The 19,850-nt window shown below is 65.7% G+C and carries 16 protein-coding genes; 3 read left to right on the top strand and 13 right to left on the bottom strand.

The window, feature by feature from the left end:
* The first annotated feature begins 258 nt into the window (after nucleotides 1–258).
* Together ACFE99_RS07010 and ACFE99_RS07005 are read left to right on the top strand one after the other, a co-directional pair.
* Nucleotides 259–636 (top strand): DUF3060 domain-containing protein, encoded by a 378-nt coding sequence (locus ACFE99_RS07010; protein WP_375483735.1) that lies wholly within the window; start codon nucleotides 259–261, stop codon nucleotides 634–636.
* Between the two features lie 51 nt (nucleotides 637–687).
* Nucleotides 688–1,116 carry a DUF3060 domain-containing protein gene (locus tag ACFE99_RS07005; RefSeq protein ID WP_375483733.1) on the top strand — a complete coding sequence of 143 codons (429 nt, stop codon included), beginning with the start codon at nucleotides 688–690 and terminating at the stop codon, nucleotides 1,114–1,116.
* Here ACFE99_RS07005 and ACFE99_RS07000 read toward each other — a convergent pair.
* The 10 genes from ACFE99_RS07000 to ACFE99_RS06955 all read right to left on the bottom strand — a co-directional run bounded on the left by ACFE99_RS07000 (nucleotide 1,113) and on the right by ACFE99_RS06955 (nucleotide 17,518).
* Nucleotides 1,113–1,883, bottom strand: a complete 771-nt coding sequence (locus ACFE99_RS07000; protein ID WP_375483731.1) for a crotonase/enoyl-CoA hydratase family protein — start codon at nucleotides 1,881–1,883, stop codon at nucleotides 1,113–1,115. The genes ACFE99_RS07005 and ACFE99_RS07000 overlap by 4 nt on opposite strands.
* 48 nt (nucleotides 1,884–1,931) lie before the next feature.
* Nucleotides 1,932–2,654, bottom strand: coding sequence for a PaaX family transcriptional regulator C-terminal domain-containing protein (locus ACFE99_RS06995; protein WP_375483746.1), 723 nt, complete (start codon nucleotides 2,652–2,654; stop codon nucleotides 1,932–1,934).
* A gap of 15 nt (nucleotides 2,655–2,669) precedes the next feature.
* Nucleotides 2,670–3,608 (bottom strand): crotonase/enoyl-CoA hydratase family protein, encoded by a 939-nt coding sequence (locus ACFE99_RS06990; protein ID WP_375483729.1) that lies wholly within the window; start codon nucleotides 3,606–3,608, stop codon nucleotides 2,670–2,672.
* Nucleotides 3,605–5,233: an acyl-CoA dehydrogenase family protein gene (locus ACFE99_RS06985; RefSeq protein WP_375483727.1), complete on the bottom strand. Its 1,629-nt coding sequence runs from the start codon at nucleotides 5,231–5,233 to the stop codon at nucleotides 3,605–3,607. Before ACFE99_RS06985 ends, ACFE99_RS06990 begins: the two co-directional genes overlap by 4 nt.
* Before the next feature lie 49 nt (nucleotides 5,234–5,282).
* On the bottom strand, nucleotides 5,283–6,128 hold the full coding sequence (locus tag ACFE99_RS06980) for an alpha/beta hydrolase family esterase (protein WP_375483725.1): 846 nt from the start codon (nucleotides 6,126–6,128) through the stop codon (nucleotides 5,283–5,285).
* Nucleotides 6,129–6,133: 5 nt separating this feature from the next.
* Nucleotides 6,134–6,886: a deoxyribonuclease IV gene (locus ACFE99_RS06975; RefSeq protein WP_375483723.1), complete on the bottom strand. Its 753-nt coding sequence runs from the start codon at nucleotides 6,884–6,886 to the stop codon at nucleotides 6,134–6,136.
* 14 nt (nucleotides 6,887–6,900) lie between these two features.
* Nucleotides 6,901–10,851, bottom strand: coding sequence for a DNA-directed RNA polymerase subunit beta' (locus ACFE99_RS06970; protein WP_375483721.1), 3,951 nt, complete (start codon nucleotides 10,849–10,851; stop codon nucleotides 6,901–6,903).
* Nucleotides 10,852–10,890: 39 nt separating this feature from the next.
* Entirely contained in the window at nucleotides 10,891–14,397 is a 3,507-nt protein-coding gene (locus ACFE99_RS06965) for a DNA-directed RNA polymerase subunit beta (RefSeq protein WP_375483719.1), read from the bottom strand.
* A 403-nt stretch (nucleotides 14,398–14,800) separates the two neighbouring features.
* Nucleotides 14,801–15,880, bottom strand: a complete 1,080-nt coding sequence (locus ACFE99_RS06960) for an ABC transporter ATP-binding protein (protein WP_375483717.1) — start codon at nucleotides 15,878–15,880, stop codon at nucleotides 14,801–14,803.
* A 111-nt stretch (nucleotides 15,881–15,991) separates the two neighbouring features.
* Nucleotides 15,992–17,518, bottom strand: a complete 1,527-nt coding sequence (locus tag ACFE99_RS06955; RefSeq protein WP_375483715.1) for a carotenoid oxygenase family protein — start codon at nucleotides 17,516–17,518, stop codon at nucleotides 15,992–15,994.
* Between the two features lie 68 nt (nucleotides 17,519–17,586).
* On the opposite strand from ACFE99_RS06955, the gene ACFE99_RS06950 reads away from it, so the two are divergent.
* The gene (locus tag ACFE99_RS06950) at nucleotides 17,587–18,264 is read left to right on the top strand and encodes a TetR/AcrR family transcriptional regulator (RefSeq protein ID WP_375483713.1); all 678 of its coding nucleotides are present in this window, start codon (nucleotides 17,587–17,589) and stop codon (nucleotides 18,262–18,264) included.
* A 48-nt stretch (nucleotides 18,265–18,312) separates the two neighbouring features.
* On the opposite strand, the gene rplL is transcribed toward ACFE99_RS06950, so the two are convergent.
* From rplL to ACFE99_RS06935, 3 genes are all read right to left on the bottom strand, one after another.
* Entirely contained in the window at nucleotides 18,313–18,705 is a 393-nt protein-coding gene (gene rplL, locus ACFE99_RS06945) for a 50S ribosomal protein L7/L12 (RefSeq protein ID WP_375483711.1), read from the bottom strand.
* A gap of 44 nt (nucleotides 18,706–18,749) precedes the next feature.
* The gene (gene rplJ, locus ACFE99_RS06940) at nucleotides 18,750–19,313 is read right to left on the bottom strand and encodes a 50S ribosomal protein L10 (protein WP_375483709.1); all 564 of its coding nucleotides are present in this window, start codon (nucleotides 19,311–19,313) and stop codon (nucleotides 18,750–18,752) included.
* Nucleotides 19,314–19,599: 286 nt separating this feature from the next.
* The coding region (locus ACFE99_RS06935; RefSeq protein ID WP_375483707.1) for an ROK family protein at nucleotides 19,600–19,850 on the bottom strand (251 nt) is incomplete at its 5' end.

The following is a 19,850-nucleotide window of genomic DNA, read 5'->3' as shown; positions in this document are numbered from 1 at the left end:
GGTCGGGTCACCCCTTCGATGGATCCAAGGTCAGCCAAGAACTCTAGTCCGACGACGACGAGCGCCGGGTAGCGGCGCGAGGAGGAGTCGGACCGGTTAGATCACGTCGACGACGACGAGCGCTGCGTAGCGGCGCGAGGAGGAGTCGCCTCGCGGCGATGTCCAAGCCCGCGCCAAATGGACGAAGTTACCCATCGCGCAACGGGTGCACGTAGGCTCAGGCGGTCAGAGCACATGCCATGGTGAGAGGGGCTCGGGGTGAACTGGAGAACCGTCAGCAGCGCGCTGGCTGCCTGCGCCGTCGCCATCCCGACCGCGCTGGCCGTCAGCGCACCGGTGGCCCACGCCAAAAACGGCGACACCCACGTCACCGGGCAGGGCGTCAATCAGACCGTGGACTGCAATGATTCGACGCTGTTGGTCGACGGCACCTCGAATACCGTCAACGCATTGGGAACGTGCTGGGCGGTGACGATGATGGGCTCGGGTAACACCGTCGTCGCCGACACGGTCGTCAACGACATGACGGTCTACGGCTGGGACGAAACGGTGTACTACCACAATGGCGAGCCGGTTATTAGGGACCGCGGCCGGGAACTGGGCATGCCCAACCGCATCGGCAAGGTGCCGTCATGAACACCGCCACATCGAGCGACACCGACTAATCACTTGACGAATCGAGGAAGAATGCGCACCTTCCCGAGATTGGTGGCGGCAGCGCTGGTTTCGACATTGTCGATCGTGCTGCCGGGTGCCGGGCTGGCCGGCTGCGGCCAGAAGAACAACACCGCGAATCCGTCGACCACGACCAGCAGCGCGGGAAGTTCTACCGCCCAGTTCCAAGTCGGCAACACGCTCAACTACGGATCTTTCGGGACCACCGCCGACCTCGACTGTGCTGATGGTAAATCGCTCAACGTGGGCGGATCCAACAACACGCTCACCGTCAAGGGCAATTGCTCATCGGTGAGCATCGGCGGCGCCGACAACAAAATCACCTTCGACAAGGTCGACAAGCTGCTCAGTGTGGTCGGCCTGAACAACACCGTCACCTACCACAACGGTGACCCGAAGGTGGAAAAGCTCGGCTCCGGCAACACGATCACCAAGGGCTAACCAACCGTTGGCGCGCCGTGGCGGCCGGCGCCGGCGGCGAAGCGTCCCGCTCCTTCCATAGCCTCTGCGGAGACCCGGGAAATGCTGGCGAATTCGACGTCGAGCGCCTCGGCCTCCGGCACGCCCCACTGATGCAGTGCGGACAGCCGATCCGAACGCATGCACTGTTGGGGCAGCGCGGCGAGTTCAGCGGCCAGTTCTTCAGCGGCTTGGCGCGCTTGACCTTTGGGCACAACGCGATTCGCCAATCCGATCGCCAGCGCTTCGTCGGCCTTGACGCCGCGGCCGGTGAGGATCATGTCCATCGCGCGACTATGCCCAATGAGCCGCGGCAGCCGGACCGTGCCGCCATCTATCAGCGGAACACCCCAGCGTCGGCAGAACACCCCGAACACCGCGTCTTCTTCAGCCACCCGCAGGTCGCACCACAGCGCGAGTTCCAGACCACCGGCGACCGCGTAACCGCTGACCGCGGCGATCACCGGCTTGGGCAACACCATCCGCGTCGGCCCCATCGGCCCAGGCCCGGTGCGGTGCACCGCGTTGGCCTCGGGTGTACCGAATGCCTTCAAATCGGCTCCGGCGCAGAACGTTCCGCCCTCCCCCCACAACACCGCCACCGAAGCGTTGTCATCGCGGTCGAACTGCTCGAACGCTGCGAACAACGCGGCAGCCGTCGGGCCGTTGACGGCATTGCGAGCCTGTGGCCGGTTCAATATCACCGTGGTCACTGGGCCGGCGTGCTCTACGCGTACCTCGTCAGTCATGGCGTCGCTCCTCCTCATCGCTGCGCTCTGCATCGTCGCCGACGCGGCTCATGTCGCCTCCACTAGTTGAGCCTGGTCGCGCCGCCTGATCAGCTCTGCGGCGAAGTCGTTGTAGGTGGCGCGCAGCCGGGGACCGGGCCACGCGTCGGGCAGCAGCTCGTTCGGCAACACCGGATCGGTCAGGAGGTGCCGCACCATTGCCGCGGCCACCACGAACCGGCCGGGAATATCTGCGGCGGAAACCATCTCGTCGAGCAGGCGGTGCCCAGTTCGTGCCCACCCGCGTAAGTCCCATAGCTGCTCGGCGAGCTCAGCCGGTGCCTCGTCGCGAGCCTTGAGAATCCGCACTCGGGTCCGAACCTCGGAGTCCAGCTCTAGGTCGAGATTGTCGGGGCGTAGCCACACCCCTTCGCGGAGTTCGCCGAAGCGCTTGTCCTGCATGGTTATCCGCAGCGAGGCCCGGGTGCGTGCGTTGGTTCCCACGCTGGTGACGATGACGGTGGTCCAGTGCCCGCGCCACGGCCGCACCCGTGGGCTGATGGCCTCGTCCTGGCGCCGCTGGCGGGCCAGCAGCCGATCGGAGAGCCGGTAGCCGTCAGCGGAGCGAACCAGGTCGCCAGCGCTGACCATCCGGGTCAGCGCGACCCGCAGCGTGGTCTCCTTGATACCGAAGTCAATGGTCAGCTTTATTAATTCCGCCGCGGTGGCCCAGGCTGGATGGGCACCCAACAACACAGACAGCACCACCGAGCGGGCCGTCATACGCGCCAACCCTTCCGGCATCGGCTACACCCCTGAAGCTTTGCGGCCGTAGTCGCCGAACGGCTCGTCACGGTGACGCACCGCATCGCGGAAGCCGTGTTCGACGGCGTCGGCGACAAACGCGTGGCCTTCAGGTGTGTGCCGCGCGATGCCGTCGAACACCGTGCTGACCATTCTGCTGGTCGCCACACCCTGTTGCAGCAGCGCGGAATTCATCGCAAGCTTGACCATGATCAGCTGGTTGACCGGCACCGCGGCGATGCGTTGTACGAGTCGTTCGGTGCGCTCGGCCAGCTCGTCGGGTTCCGGCGCCTCCACTGCCAAACCCCATTCCGCAGCCTGCTTGCCGGTGATGCAATCCCCCGTCAGCAGAAGGCGTTTCGCGCGCTGATCACCGAGCCGGTGCGCCCACATGCCGGCCGCCGGAACGCCCCACACCCTGGTCGGCGGGTAGCCGATCTTGGCGTCGGCGGCGGCGATCATCTGATCGGCGTGCAGTGCGATGTCGGTGCCGCCGGCAACGCAGTAGCCGTGGATCTTGACCACGGTCGGTTTGTCGGCGTGCAGCAGGCTGGAAAACCCGCGCACGAACCGGCTCATCATCTGGTAGTCGATCATTGGGTCCCACGGCTGGTTCGGCAGGTGGTTGATCGCCTGCGTCTTGCCGTCGAGCACAGTGCCCTTGTATGTGCTGCCGCCGCCGGCTGAGGCTGTCCGGTCGGCGTAGGCGCTCAGATCAAAGCCCGCGCAAAACCCTTCGCCGCGGCCGGACACCAAGATGACGTGGACGCCTGGATCCAGGTCGGCCCGCTCGACCAGCGCCGAAAGTTCCAGCGGGGTGTCGGCGATGATCGCGTTGCCCTTTTCCGGCCGGTTAAAGGTGATTCGCGCAACCCGGTCGGTGACCTCGTAGGTCATCGTCTTGAGGTTGTCGAAGTCGACCGGCCTGATTGCGTGAGTCATCCTTTGACCAGCGCCCGCTCGAGGATCGGCGCCAGGTCCAGGCCCGTCGGCAGGGTTCCGAATGCATTGCCCCACTGGCGGTCGAGGCGGGTGGCGACGAACGCTTCGGCGACGGCGGGATGCCCGTGGCGCACCAGCAGCGAACCCTGCAACGCGAGGCTGATGTGTTCGGCGATGCTGCGGGCGCGGTATTGGATCGTCTCGTAATCGGCCAGCTGCGGCTTCAGCCGCTCGACATGCGCGTCCAGCCGCGCGTCCTGCCCGGCGGTCTTGGCCAGCTCGTCGAACAGCACGTCGACGCATTCGGGCCGAGTTGCCATGGCGCGCAAAGTGTCCAAGGCGCTGACATTGCCCGAGCCCTCCCAGATGCCCATCAGCGGCGCTTCGCGGTACAGCCGCGGCATGCCGGAGTCCTCGATGTAGCCGTTGCCGCCCAGGCACTCCATCGCTTCGGCCGCGTGCGGGGTGGCGCGTTTGCAGACCCAGTACTTGGTGGCGGCCAATCCGATGCGGCGCAGCAGCTTTTCTGTTTCGTCGCCGCGCACCGCGTTGTCGGTGGCGCCGGCCATCCGCATCGCCACGATGGTGGCGGCCTCGGCTTCGATTGCCAAGTCGGCCAAGACGTTTCGCATCAGTGGCTGGTCGATCAGGTAGGCGCCGAATGCTTTGCGGTGCTGGGCATGGTGGATGGCGTGGGTGACGCCCGCGCGCATGCTGGTGGCGCTGGCCAGTGTGCAGTCCAGCCTGGTGAGGTTGACCATCTCGATGATGGTCGGCACGCCGCGGCCCTCTTCGCCCACCAGCCACGCGGTGGCACCGTCGTACTCGACCTCGCTGGAGGCGTTGGCGTGGTTGCCGAGCTTGTTCTTCAGGCGCTGCAACAGCATTCGGTTGCGGGTGCCGTCGGGCAGCACTCGTGGCAGCAAGAAGCACGACAGCCCGCCCGGCGCCTGCGCGAGCACCAAAAAGATGTCGGACATCGGCGCCGAGGTGAACCACTTGTGACCGGTTAGGCTGTAGCTTCCGTCGGCGTTGCGGATGGCCTGGGTAGTGCCGGCCCGCACGTCGGAGCCGCCCTGCTTTTCGGTCATCGACATGCCGGCGGTGATACCGGCTTTGGTGCTGGGCACTGTGAGCTCGGGATCGTATTCGCGGCTGCTCAGCAGCGGCTCGTAGATGGCGGCCAGCTCGGGCTTGTTGCGCAGCGCCGGGATGACGGCATAGGTCATCGAGATCGGGCACATGTGGCCGGGTTCGACGGTCCAGACGCCGGTCTTGGCGGCGCGGACGACGTGTGCGCCCGGCCTGTCGTCGGCCCATGGTGCGGCGTGCAGGCCGTGTTGGATCGCCGTACGCATCAGCTCGTGATAGGCGGGGTCGTACTCCACCTCGTCGATGCGGTGCCCGTAGCGGTCGTGAGTGTGCAGGATCGGGCGGTTGCGGTCGGCAAGCTCACCCCAGCGTTGCGCTTCACGGCTGGCCGATATGGCGCCGAGTTCGGTGACCTCGTCGAGGCCCCACTGTCCGCCTTCGCGGATCAGCGCCTCGACCAGCACGGGGGATGATGCGGGGTTGTGGTTCTCCAGCGGCGGAACCTGGTTGGTGACGACATGGGTGTCTGGCATGCGTTCAGTGTTACATTTTGCCGACAGTTGCACAAGAGACGTAACACTGCTAGCCATGGTGGGCGGCGAAAAACTGCCAGAACGTCTGGGTGGCGAACGGCGGCCACTCATGCCCGCCACCGTCGACGGTGATCAAGACGACGCTGCGGTTGTCAGGACACTGGGCCGTAGACGTGGTGACAGCGCCGTCGGTGCTGACGCTCGGCGGTGCGCAGTGGTCGACGTTGCGCCAGAAGGCATTGACCTGCGGCACCGGAGGCCCGTCGATATGCGCGAAGCCAGCGCCGCGCCCGCCGTGGTAACGGATGAGCTGGTCGGCGGTTCCGTGAATGTGCATCACGGACAATGGCTTTGCCGCGCTACAGGGGTCGAGTTGGGTCGCGGAATCCGGGCCGATCGCAGCGAACAGACCGGTGTTGCACCCCAGCGTGTAGCTCATCATGCCGCCGTTGCTGATCCCGGTGGCATAGACGCGACGCTTGTCGATGCCGATGTTATGGCTGACATCGCCGACAACGGCGGTAATGAAGCCGACGTCGTCGACGCCGTCGCGCGCGGGACGGCCACAGCAGCCGCCGCCCGTGTTCCATGCGCGGCCGACTCCGTCGGGGTAGGCCACCACGAATTTCGCGTTGTCAGCCAATTGGTCCCAGCCGTAAGCTTTTTCGGCTTGCTCGGCGTTGCCGAAGCCGCCGTGCAGCATGACGACCAGCGGCGCGGAAGCCGGCAGGTCGGCCGGCTTGTACACCCGATGCGACCGCTTGACGCCGCCGACTCTGATGGTGTGCACGCTGGTACCTCCCGGAAATTCGGGTGCCGCCGATCTAGTCGGGAACACCGAACACCCCGACATCGCGACAAGCACACCGAGCAGCGCCGCGAGCCGAGCGACCACGGCGCCTAACCGACTCGGTCGCGAAGAAAGGCGATGTCGTCCTTGCGTCCCTCGTCCGCCGTCTCGCAGACGACCGGCGCGTCAGCCGCTTTCACGACGGCCACAAGCAGTTCGGGATCGATGTTGCCGGCGCCGATATTGGCATGGCGGTCTGCACCGGAGCCCGCGGCGTCCCGGGAGTCGTTGCAGTGCACCAGATCGATGCGGCCGGTGATGGACTTGATGCGATCGACGGCGTCGATCAGCGCCTCGCCCGCCGCCCAGGCGTGGCAGGTGTCGAGGCAAAAGCCGATACCGGTGTCGCCGATGTCGTCCCAGAGGCGGGCGATGGTCTCGAAGTGGCGGGCCATCGCGTGATCGCCGCCGGCGGTGTTCTCCAGATAGACCGGGACGTCGGTCTCCAGCCGCTCCATCGCCTTGCGCCACCGCTCGCAACCGGCCGCGATGTCGTCGTCGTCGGCATGGCCGCCGTGCACGATCACTGCCGTGGCCCCGATTTCGGCGGCCGCCTCGCAGGTGTCCTGCAGGATCTTGCGCGACGGGATCCGCACCCTGTTGTTGGCCGAGGCGACGTTGATCAGGTAGGGAGCATGCACGTACAGCGGCAGGCTTGAGGCCTTCAGCCGGTCAGCGTCGTCGCGCGGCTTGGGCTTCTTCCAGCTCTGCGGATTGCCGAGAAAGATCTGCACCAGGTCGGCGCCTTCGGCTTCGGCGGCGGCGAGCGGGTCCTTCGGGCTTACGTGCGAACCAATGAGCACGTCGGCCAGTCTACTTAGCGGTAGTCGCTGTAGCCGTAGTCGTCCAGCGGCACCGCGGCTCCGGTGGCCTGGCCGAAGTCCGGGCTGTAGTACTGATCCTCGTACGACGGGATCGTGTACGCCGCGGCCCGGGCCTCCTCGGTGGGCTGCACCTGGATGTTGCGGTAGCGGGCGATGCCGGTACCCGCCGGGATCAGCTTGCCGATGATCACGTTCTCCTTCAGACCGTTGAGCTTGTCGCTGCGGCAGTTGATCGCCGCATCGGTCAACACTCGTGTGGTCTCCTGGAACGACGCCGCGCTCAGCCACGAGTCGGTGGCCAGCGACGCCTTGGTGATACCCATCAGCACCGGGCGACCGGCGGCGGGCTCGCCGCCTTCGGCCACCACCCGACGGTTCTCGGCCTCGAACTCCGAACGGTCGATCAGCGAGCCGGGCAGGAACTCCGTCGAGCCCGAGTCGATGATCGTCACCCGGCGCAGCATCTGGCGCACGATCACCTCGATGTGCTTGTCGTGAATCGACACGCCCTGCGCCCGGTAGACCTGCTGGACCTCCTTGGTGAGGTGGATCTGCACCTCGCGGGGGCCCTGCACGCGCAGCACCTCGTGCGGATCGGCGGAGCCTTCCATCAGCTGCTGGCCCACCTCGACGTGGTCGCCGTCGGCGAGCACGCGCTCGCTGCCGTCCTCGTGCTTGAACACGCGCAGCCGCTGGCGCTTGGAGAGCTTGTCGTAGACCACTTCTTCGCCACCGTCGTCGGGGACGATCGTGATCTTGTAGAAGCGCTCACCCTCCTCGAGCCGGATGCGTCCGGTGACGTCGGCGATCGGCGCCTTGCCACGCGGCACCCGGGCCTCGAACAGCTCTTGCACCCGCGGCAAACCGCTGACGATGTCCTCACCGACACCACCCTGGTGGAACGTGCGCATGGTCAGCTGTGTGCCGGGCTCACCGATCGACTGCGCGGCAACGATTCCAACGGCCTCACCGATGTCGACCAGCTTGCCGGTGGCCATCGACCGCCCGTAGCAGGTCGCGCACACACCCATACCGGTCGCACAGGTCAACACCGAGCGCACCTTCACCTGGGTGATACCGGCGGCCACCAGCGCCTCGATCTCCGGGTCGCCCAAGTCTCGGCCGCGTTCGACGACGACGTTGCCGTCCTTGTCGACCGCGTCGGTGCCCAACGTGCGGGCGTATGCCGAGGTCTCGATGAACGGGTCGCGGATCAGCGTCCCGTCGGGTTGGCGCTCGGCCAGCTCGACGGTGATGCCGCGCTCGGTGCCGCAGTCCGCCTCGCGGACGATGACGTCCTGCGACACGTCTACCAGCCGGCGGGTCAAATATCCCGAGTCCGCGGTACGCAACGCGGTGTCGGCCAAGCCTTTTCGTGCACCGTGGGTGTTGATGAAGTACTCCAACACCGTCAGGCCTTCACGGAACGACGACTTGATGGGCCGCGGGATGAACTCACCCTTCGGGTTGGTCACCAGCCCCTTCATTCCCGCCAGCGTGCGGGTCTGGGTGAAGTTACCGGTAGCACCGGACTCGACGATCGTGATGATCGGGTTGTCGTCGGGGTAGTGCTCCCGCAGCGCCTGACCGACCTCGTCGGTGGCTTCCTTCCAGATCTCCACCAGCGCCTCGTTGCGCTCGTCGTGGTTCAACGCGCCACGCTGGAACTGCTTTTCGACCTTGTCGGCCCGCTCTTCGTAGGCGTCGAGGATCTCCTGCTTGTTCGGCGGCACCAGCACGTCGGCCATCGACACCGTCACACCGGAGCGGGTGGCCCAGTAGAAGCCGGCGTCCTTGAGCTTGTCGACGGTCTGGGCGACCACGATCATCGGGTAGCGCTCGGCCAGGTCGTTGATGATGGTGGCCTGCACCTTCTTGTGCATCTGCTTGTTGACGAACGGATAGCCCATCGGCAGCAGCTCGTTGAACAGCACCCGGCCGAGCGTGGTCTCCGCCGTCCAGGCATCCCCTGGGCGCCAACCGTTTCGCCCGAAGAGCGCGTCCTCGATTTCGACGGGTGGGCGCAGCTGGGAAAGCCGTACCTTGATCTTGGCCCGCACGCTCAAGGCGCCGCGGTCCATCGCCATGATGGCCTCGGCCGGCGAGCTGTACACGCCGCTTTCCGGCAAATCCTTGGTGGCCGGCTGGTATTCGCCGGTGTCGCCGGGCACTTCGGTGGTCAGGTAGTACAGGCCGGTCACCATGTCCAGTCGCGGCATGGCCAGCGGCCGCCCCGACGCCGGCGACAGGATGTTGTTCGAGGACAGCATGAGGATGCGGGCCTCGGCCTGAGCCTCGGCGCTCAATGGCAGGTGCACTGCCATCTGGTCGCCGTCGAAGTCGGCGTTGAACGCCTCACACACCAGCGGGTGCAGCTGAATTGCCTTGCCCTCGATCAGCATTGGCTCGAAAGCCTGGATGCCCAACCGGTGCAGGGTGGGTGCGCGGTTGAGCAGCACCGGATGCTCGGCGATGACCTCTTCGAGCACATCCCACACCTGCGGACGCTGACGCTCCACCATCCGCTTGGCGCTCTTGATGTTTTGCGCGTGGTTGAGGTCGACCAGCCGCTTCATCACGAACGGCTTGAACAGCTCCAGCGCCATCAGCTTGGGCAGGCCGCACTGGTGCAGCTTGAGCTGCGGGCCGACCACGATCACCGAACGGCCCGAGTAGTCAACACGCTTACCGAGCAGGTTCTGCCGGAACCGGCCCTGCTTGCCCTTGAGTAGATCGGAGAGCGACTTCAGCGGACGGTTGCCCGGCCCGGTGACGGGGCGACCGCGACGGCCGTTGTCGAACAGCGCGTCGACGGACTCCTGCAGCATCCGCTTTTCGTTGTTGACGATGATCTCGGGCGCGCCGAGGTCGATCAGCCGCTTGAGCCGGTTGTTGCGGTTGATCACGCGACGGTACAGGTCGTTCAAATCAGAAGTGGCGAACCGCCCACCGTCGAGCTGCACCATCGGGCGCAGTTCCGGCGGGATCACCGGGACGGCGTCGAGCACCATGCCCATCGGCGAGTTGGACGACTGCTGGAACGCCGCGACCACCTTCAACCGCTTCAAAGCACGAAGCTTCTTCTGCCCCTTGCCGCTTCGGATGACCTCACGCAGCGCATCGGCCTCCGCCTCGATGTCGAAGTTCTCGATCAGCTTCTGGATCGCCTCGGCGCCCATTGCGCCGGTGAAGTACTCGCCGTAGCGGTCGACCAGCTCGCGGTAGAGGTTTTCGTCGACGATCAGCTGCTTGGGGGCCAGTTTGGTGAAGGTGTCCCAGATCTCCTGCAGCCGGTCCAGCTCGCGCTGCGCACGGTCGCGGATCTGGCGCATCTCCCGCTCGCCGCCGTCGCGAACCTTGCGCCGCGCATCAGCTTTCGCGCCTTCGGCCTCCAGCTCGGCCAGGTCGGCCTCCAGCTTTTGGGCACGCGCCTCCAACTCGGCGTCGCGCTGGTCCTCGATCTGCTTGCGCTCGGTGGCCATCTCGGCTTCCAGCGTCGACAGCTCGTTGTGCCGCATCTCGTCGTCGACGTCGGTGATGACGTAGGCCGCGAAGTAGATGATCTTCTCGAGGTCCTTCGGCGCCAGGTCGAGCAGGTAGCCCAACCGCGACGGCACGCCCTTGAAGTACCAGATGTGGGTGACGGGTGCGGCCAGCTCAATGTGGCCCATCCGCTCGCGGCGCACCTTGGCGCGGGTCACCTCGACACCGCAGCGCTCACAGATGATGCCCTTGAAGCGCACGCGCTTGTACTTGCCGCAGTAGCACTCCCAGTCGCGAGTCGGTCCGAAGATCTTCTCGCAGAACAGGCCGTCCTTCTCCGGCTTGAGCGTGCGGTAGTTGATGGTCTCCGGCTTCTTGACTTCGCCGTAAGACCACTGCCTGATGTCGTCCGCGGTGGCGAGGCCGATGCGGAGTTCATCGAAGAAGTTGACGTCTAGCACGTAACTCCCTTTCCCCTTGCGGGTTTGGTGACTAGATAATTAAGCAAGGTCCTCGACAGAGGCGGATTCGTTGCGCGACAAGTTGATTCCCAAGTTGGCCGCGGCGCGTTCCAGGTCCTCGTCTTCGCCTTCGCGCAACTCGATGGCAGCACCGTCGGACGAGAGCACCTCGACGTTGAGGCACAGTGACTGCAGTTCCTTGAGCAGCACCTTGAACGACTCGGGGATACCCGGCTCGGGAATGTTCTCGCCCTTGACGATCGCCTCGTACACCTTGACCCGCCCGACGGTGTCGTCAGACTTGATGGTCAACAGCTCCTGCAGCGTGTAGGCCGCGCCGTAGGCCTGCATGGCCCAGCACTCCATCTCACCGAACCGCTGGCCACCGAACTGCGCCTTACCGCCCAGCGGCTGTTGGGTGATCATCGAGTACGGCCCGGTCGAGCGAGCATGGATCTTGTCGTCCACCAGGTGGTGCAGCTTCATGATGTACATGAAGCCGACAGTCACCGGGTACGGGAACGGCTCACCGGACCGCCCGTCGAAGAGCACCGCCTTGCCGTCGCCGTCGACCAGCACCTCGCCGTCGCGGCTGGGCAGCGTGGCCGACAGCAGCCCCTGCAGCTCGGCTTCCTGGGCACCGTCGAACACCGGTGTGGCGACGATCTTGTTGGGCTCGGCCTCCAGCAACTGCTCGGGCAGCTTGGACGCCCAGTCCGGCACCCCGGTGGAGGTGTCGATCTTCCACCCGCTGTGGGCGCACCAGCCCAGGTGCGTCTCGAGGATTTGGCCGATGTTCATCCGTCGCGGCACCCCGTGGGTGTTGAGGATGATGTCGACCGGGGTACCGTCCGGCAGGAACGGCATGTCCTCCTGCGGCAGGATCTTGCCGATCACGCCCTTGTTGCCGTGCCGGCCGGCCAGCTTGTCGCCGTCGGAGATCTTGCGCTTCTGGGCCACGTAGACGCGGACCAGCTCGTTGACTCCGGCCGGCAGCTCGTCGTCGTCCTCGCGGGAGAACACTCGGATGCCGATGACCTTGCCGGACTCGCCGTGCGGCACCTTCAGTGAGGTGTCGCGGACCTCGCGGGCCTTTTCGCCGAATATCGCGCGCAGCAGTCGCTCCTCCGGGGTCAGCTCGGTTTCCCCCTTCGGGGTGACCTTGCCGACCAGGATGTCGCCGTCGCGGACCTCGGCGCCGATGCGCACGATGCCCCGCTCGTCGAGGTCGGCCAGTACCTCGTCGGACACGTTGGGGATGTCGCGGGTGATCTCCTCGGCGCCCAGCTTGGTGTCACGGGCGTCGATCTCGTGCTCCTCGATGTGGATCGAAGTGAGGATGTCTTCCTCGACGAGCCGGTTGGAGATGATGATCGCGTCCTCGTAGTTGTGGCCTTCCCACGGCATGATCGCGACCAGCAGGTTGCGGCCCAGCGCCATCTCGCCGTGCTCGGTGCACGGGCCGTCGGCGATCACCTGGCCGGCCTCCACCCGATCACCGGCGTCGACGATCGGGCGCTGGTTGGCGCAGGTGCCGTGGTTGGAGCGGGCGAACTTGCGCAGCCGGTAGGTGTGCCGGGTGCCGTCGTCGGCCATCACCGTGATGTAGTCGGCCGACACCTCCTCGATGACGCCGCTCTTGTCGGCGACGACGACGTCACCGGCGTCGATCGCGGCGCGCAGCTCCATCCCGGTGCCCACCAGCGGTGCCTCGCTGCGCACCAGCGGAACCGCCTGGCGCTGCATGTTGGCACCCATCAGGGCGCGGTTGGCGTCGTCGTGCTCGAGGAACGGAATCATGGCGGTGGCCACCGAGACCATCTGGCGCGGCGAGACGTCCATGTAGTCCACCTCGGACGACGACACGTACTCGACCTCGCCGGCCTTGCGGCGCACCAGCACACGGGGCTCGGTGAATCGGCCGTTCTCGTCGATCGGGGAGTTGGCCTGCGCCACCACGTGGCGGTCCTCCTCGTCGGCGGTCAAGTACTCGATCTCGTCGGTGACCACACCGTCGACCACCTTGCGGTACGGCGTCTCGATGAACCCGAACGGGTTGACCCGGGCGTACACCGACAGCGAGCCGATCAGACCGATGTTCGGGCCTTCCGGGGTCTCGATCGGACACATCCGGCCGTAGTGGCTGGAGTGCACGTCGCGGACTTCCAGCCCGGCCCGCTCACGCGACAGACCACCGGGACCCAGCGCCGAGAGCCGGCGCTTGTGGGTGAGCCCGGACAGCGGATTGTTCTGGTCCATGAACTGCGAGAGCTGGCTGGTGCCGAAGAACTCCTTGATCGCGGCCACCACCGGGCGGATGTTGATCAGGGTCTGCGGCGTGATCGCCTCGACGTCCTGAGTGGTCATTCGCTCGCGGACCACCCGCTCCATCCGGGACATGCCGACCCGGATCTGGTTCTGGATCAGCTCGCCGACCGTGCGCAGCCGCCGGTTGCCGAAGTGGTCGATGTCGTCGGTCTCCACCGGCACCTCGATGCCGCCGGGCACCGTCATCGTGGCGTGGCCCTCGTGCAGGCGCACCAAGTACTCGATGGTGGCGACGACGTCCTCTTCGGTGAGCGTCGTGGTGGTGGGTGCGTTCTTGGCGTTCAGGCCGAGCTTCTTGTTGACCTTGTAGCGACCCACCCGGGCCAGGTCGTAACGCTTCTCCTTGAAGAACAGGTTCTCCAGCAGGGTCTGCGCGGACTCCTTGGTCGGCGGTTCGCCCGGGCGCAGCTTGCGATAAATGTCCAGCAGCGCCTCGTCGGTGCCGGCGGTGTTGTCCTTCTCCAGCGTCGACATCATGATCTCGGAGAAGCCGAATCGCTCGGTGATCCGCTCGTTGGTCCAGCCCAGCGCCTTGAGCAGCACGGTGACCGGCTGGCGGCGCTTGCGGTCGATGCGCACGCCGACGGTGTCGCGCTTGTCGACGTCGAACTCCAGCCACGCGCCGCGGCTCGGAATGACCTTGACGCTGTGCAGCGTCTTGTCCGTGGACTTGTCGATGGTCTCGTCGAAATACACGCCGGGCGAGCGCACCAGCTGGCTGACCACGACCCGCTCGGTCCCGTTGATGATGAACGTGCCCTTCTCGGTCATCATCGGGAAGTCGCCCATGAACACCGTCTGGCTCTTGATCTCGCCGGTGTTGTTGTTGATGAACTCGGCGGTGACGAACAGCGGCGCCGCGTACGTCATGTCCTTGTCTTTGCACTCGTCGACGGGCGCCTTGACCTCGTCGAAGCGCGGGTCGGAGAAGGACAGCGACATCGAGCCGGAGAAGTCCTCGATCGGCGAGAGCTCGTTCAGCACTTCTTCGAGCCCACCGACCGGACTTTCTTCGCCGCGAGCGATAGCGGCCTCACGCCAACGGGGTGATCCGATCAGCCACTCGAAGGAGTCGGTCTGCACGTCGAGCAGACCGGGAACCTCGAGTGGTTCCCGCAGCTTGGCGAAGGAAATTCGGTTGGGTGCTCCCGGAACGGAGTTGTAAGAAGAATTCTGAGTACCTGAGGGGTTTTTCTTGCTCTGGCGGGAGACTGCCAAGATGCATCCTTCCAGCACCTCGTGCGGCTCGCCGGTTTTGAACCTGTTCGCCGCGGTAACTATGTAGGTTCGGCTGGCGAACGATCCGTCCGGGTCTCCACGCACGCAACTAGGTCGCTGAGCCAGAAATAGGACTCAGGCCAAGACCACGGTGTCAGGTAGCGGTGAGATGGGCAGGATGCAGCCAGCGCAACGTCCAACAATAGCGCAGGACTGCGCATTCCTCAACTACCGTGCACGAGCGATATCCGCGTATCGGGCGCTGGCTGGCGTCTCGACCAATCGTGCACGCATGCTGCCCAACAGACTGACCCGTTTGCGCCCTTCCGTCAAGAGGTGACGCGCCTAGTTGTCGTGGAGTTTATCGAGGACTTTCCTTTCGGACGAGCGAGCTGGCTGTCGGTTACTGCCGCTGCGCGGGCATCGTCGCGGTTTCTTCCTCGTCGCCGCGATGACGACCGCTGTCACGGTCGAATTCCTGCCGCGAGCCCACGTCCTCGACGCCCTCATTGCGGAACGATTCCAGGATCGCTTCCTGGGCATCCTTGGGCAGCAGGTGCAGGTTGCGCCGGACGCGCTCCTGGCGGCGCTTGACCGCCTGGCGCTCCGGCATGCCCGGTGTAGCGGTGATCTGCGGCGGCACACCCTCGAGCTCCTCGACACCACCGCCGTGGTGGCCGGCTTCGATGTGGGCCTGCTCCTCAGCCATGGTCGCCTCGTCCTTTTCCTCGGACATCCCGATCGGGCCGATGCGACGGCCGTTGAGGAACTGACGCACGACCGGCTCGTCGCTGGTCAACAACACTTCCCGAGGACCGAACATCACCAGCTTGCGGCGGAACAGCATGCCCATGTTGTCCGGGACAGTGCGGGCAATGTTGATGTTGTGGGTCACGATGAAGATGGTGGCGTCGATCTGGGCATTGATGTCGATCAGCAACTGGCTCAAGTAGGCGGTGCGAACCGGGTCCAAACCGGAGTCGGGCTCGTCACAGAGGATGATCTCCGGGTCCAGTACCAGTGAGCGGGCCAGACTGGCACGCTTGCGCATACCACCGGAGATCTCGCCCGGGAACTTCTTCTCGTCACCGGCCATACCGACCATGGCCAGCTTCTCCATGACGATGTCACGGATTTCGCCTTCTTTTTTCTTCGTGTGCTCGCGAAGCGGGAACGCGACGTTGTCGAAGAGGTTCATCGACCCGAACAGCGCCCCGTCCTGGAACATGACGCCAAACAGCCGGCGGATCTCATAGAGCTCCTTGGCCGAGCACTCGGTGATGTCGGTGCCGTCGACGATGATCGAGCCACGCTCCGGCTTGAGCAAACCGATCAGACACTTCAGGAACACCGATTTACCGGTGCCGGAGGGGCCCAGCAGCACACTGACCTCACCGGCGGGGACCTCCATGGTGACGTCTTCGAAGACTCTCGCGGGTCCGAAGGACTTGGTCACTCCCTCGACTTCTATAGCGGTACCCATGGGAAACCCTTCCTCCGACGTTCTCCCGCCACCTAGCCGTGGCCTGTGGTATGAGTCACTGTAGCGCAACCGGCTAAGCATTGCCTTAGGCCGTCACAACCTTCCCAAGCATCAGGTATTCGGCGCCCAATTGCCGTGGAATCCCATCGGCACCCGCTGTGGCAAATGCACGGTCGCAACCGATTCGCAGGTCTGGGCGTCGAGTAACAGCAGTTGCCCCTCGTCGCGGCTGCGGTGGTAGCCGTAGCCCATGAGGATGCCATTGTCTTCAGCGTGGTCCTGCGAGCCGCTCGCCGGCGCTGGCACGAAGCACATTTCCCCGATCAGCAGGTCCGGGTCGAGGGCGGCGACAGCCGTGGCCCCAGTCAGGTAGTCGTGCTTGTACACCGACGTCCGCATCGCCGATGCACCACCAGAGAGGTATCCGTCGTCCAGTCCCACGGTGTAGCCGAAGCGGTGCCGGCGGCCGGTCAGATTCTCGTTGATACGGGGGAACTCTTGCGAGCGGTCGTCGCGCCGTTCGGCGGTCACCGATCCGGTTCCCAGGTTGACGGTCCATCGATCCAAGGTCGGGCGGGTGTCGCCGGGCCCGCGCCGGTCACGCTCGAACATGCGGTCGTAGCGCACCACGTCGAGCACGAGGACTTCGCCGTCGTCACCGTCCTCGGAATACGCATTGACCGGGTGGAACACGTAGCACGGTTCGATGTCGAACCACCGGATGTCAGCGTTGCCGCCCTCGCGGGGCATGACGCCGATTCGGGCCTGATACTTCGGGTTCCACGCATACGGGTAGCGGTCGCTGCGCTTCGGGTCGCGGTTGACCCTCGCCATGATCGGGCTCGGTATCGAGACGCGCCCGATCAGCGACTGCAGCACCAGCCGGGCCGGCAAGCCCAGCCAGCGAGGAACATTCGCCGGTAGCGCCTGCACCGGATCGAACGTCACCGGCAGGTCGTAGATGACGACGTATTTGTCGGTCAGCGAAAAGTCGTGGATCGCCGGCGACCCGCCCACTTCGATGTCGACGGTGCGGCGCGCCCGTCCGTGCGGGTCAATCACCGAGTACTGGACGGTATTGCCGCGCGCGAACGAATAGGACACCGCGTGCAGCTCGCCGGTTCGCGGATCGCGATGCGGGTGCGCGGTGTACCCGCCGGCCAGGGTGCCGTCGAAGTCGCAGGTGCCCACGGTGTCGAGCTCGTCGGTGAGCTCGTAGTTGGCGACGCCGCCTTCCACGAGCGCCAGCGTGCGCCCGGCGTGGGCGAGCACGTTGGTATTGGCCCCGAGGGACAGCATCCCGGCCCGTGGGTCGAGTCGGGCCGGCGCGGGCTCGCCGAGGGCTGCGCACACGCCCGGGCTACGGATCCAGCGGTTGCGGTACCAGTGCGCCCTGCCGTCGCGCAGCGCCACGCCGTGAACCATGCCGTCTCCGCTGAACCAGTGATAGATGGCCGGGTCGACGTCGGCGACCGGGTTGGGCCCGTTGCGCAGGTAGCGCCCGTCCAGGTGGGCGGGAATGTGGCCGGTAACCGGTAAGTCGGTGGCGGTCACCTCGGTGTGGACGGGCCCCAGAAAGCCCTCTAGGTACGGGTTGCGCGAGGCGGCGCTCTGACGGATTGGGGAAGCAGTGGTCACGGGCACTCCTATAACGATGGTATAACGATGTTATTGCAGGGTACACGTCATGTGCGACGATGGCAACGATGACTTCGCAGATCGAGCCGAGCGTGCGCGACAAGCTGCTGCATGCCGCTGTCGGCTTGCTCGACGAGCATGGCCCCGATGCGCTGCAGACTCGCAAGGTGGCCAACGCCGCCGGCACGTCGACGATGGCGGTGTACACCCACTTCGGCGGGATGCGCGGATTGATCGCCGCTGTCGCCGAGGAGGGGTTGCGGCAGTTCGCCGCTGCGCTGGCGGTGCCGGAGACGCCCGATCCGGTCGCCGACCTGATCGCCATCGGTATCGCCTATCGGCGGTACGCCATCGAGCGTCCGCACATGTACCGGCTGATGTTCGGCAGCACCAGCGCGCACGGCATCAACGCGCCGGCACACGAATTGCTTGCGCTGAGCGTGGCGAAGATCAGCGACCACTACCCGAGCTTCGCGCACTTGGTGTCGGCTGTGCACCGGTCGATGCAGGCTGGCCGGATTACCGCGGGATCACCCGACGACGACGCCGCGGTGGTGACGGTCGCTGGCCAGTTCTGGGCGCTGATTCACGGGTTCGTGATGCTGGAACTGGCCGGCCATTACGGCGCCGGCGGCGCGGCCGTGGGCCCGGTGCTTGCCTCTGGGACGTCGAATCTGCTTGTGGCCCTGGGTGATTCCGCAGAACGGGTGCAGCAGTCGCTGCGGGCGGCGATTGAACGCGCCTGAGCAATGACAAACCCCGGGACCGCGGCGCGGTCCCGGGGTTTGGCCGGCCTACTTGACGGTGACGGTGGCGCCGGCGGCCTCGAGCTTGCTCTTGGCCTCGTCGGCGGCTTCCTTGGCCACCTTCTCCAGCAGCGGCTTGGGCGCGCTGTCGACCAGGTCCTTGGCCTCCTTGAGGCCCAGACCCGAGACGATCTCGCGGACCACCTTGATCACGCCGATCTTCTTGTCGCCAGCCGACTCCAAGACGACGTCGAACTCGGACTGTTCCTCGCCGGCTTCCTCGGCGGCCGGTGCGCCGCCGGGAGCGGCGGCCACGGCGGCTACCGGGGCCGCCGCGGTGACCTCGAAGGTCTCCTCGAACTTCTTGACGAAGTCGGAGAGCTCCAACAGCGTCATTTCCTTGAATGCGTCGAGCAGTTCGTCAGTGGACAGCTTTGCCATGGTGGGGTCCTTCCTAATTACTTATTGCGGTCCGGGGTGGTGGGTTATTCCGGGCTTTCGGTTTCGGAGGCGGGAGTTTCGGCAGCCGCAGGTGCGGCCTCTTTCTTTTCCTGCAGCGCGGCGGCAAGCCGGGCCACCTGCGATGCCGGCGCGTTGAACAGACCGGCGGCCTTCGCCAGGTTGCCTTTCATCGCGCCGGCCAGCTTGGCCAGCAGCACTTCGCGCGACTCGAGGTCGGCGATGCGCTCAACCTCGGCGACGGTCAGCGGGTGACCGTCCATGTAGCCGCCCTTGATGACCAACGCCTTGTGCTCTTTGGCGAACGTCTTGATGGCTTTGGCTGCATCGACCGGCTCACCGCTGACGAAGGCGATCGCGGTCGGGCCGACGAACAACTCGTCTAGACCCTCGATGCCCGCCTCCGAGGCAGCGCGCTTCACCAGCGTGTTCTTCGCCACCGAATAGGTGGCTGAGCTGCCCAGTGAGCGGCGCAGCTCGGCCAGGTTGGCTACCGTCAGGCCGCGGTATTCGGTGATCAGAGTCGCCGTCGAGGCCTTGAACTGCTCGGCGATGTCTGCAACGGCGGTGGCCTTCTCAGCCCTGCCCATGCATACCTCCTGAAGTGAAAGCCCTTGCGCATCCACGGCTTTGACCGACATGCCCGGAAATGACGAACGCCCCGACGCAGGATGCGGTCGGGACGCGAATGGTCGGCATGCGCCGACGTAGTGGCCTCGTCCTCCTGCGTGGGCCGCCGGGATATCCCGGGCTTTCAACCGATTACTCGGTGACCGACGGTCTTCGGTGGATCGGCCACCACAATAGCGTGGCGGCGGTTATCAGCCAAAACGGCGATCACGTCGCCGAAGGCGGGCAAAAGGCATATACACCGGCTCACAGCCCGGCGAGCATGGCCGCACCGATCAGACCGGCGTCGGCGCCGAGCTCGGCCGGCAGCACGCGCAGCCCGGCGAGGAAGTCCAAGCCGGTGTGCTCGGCCAGCGCCGCGCGAAGCGGGTCGAAGAGCAGTGGCCCCGCGTTGGCCACTCCCCCGCCGATGACGACGCGGTCCAAGTCGCACACCGCCGCGACCGAGGCGATCATCGCGGCCAAGCCCCGCGCGCCGCGACCGAAGGCTTGCGCGG

The sequence above is a fragment of the uncultured Mycobacterium sp. genome (assembly GCF_964249325.1).
GTDB lineage: Bacteria > Actinomycetota > Actinomycetes > Mycobacteriales > Mycobacteriaceae > Mycobacterium.
Note: the sequence above shows the minus strand (reverse complement) of the source record. Positions and strands in the feature narration are given on the sequence as shown.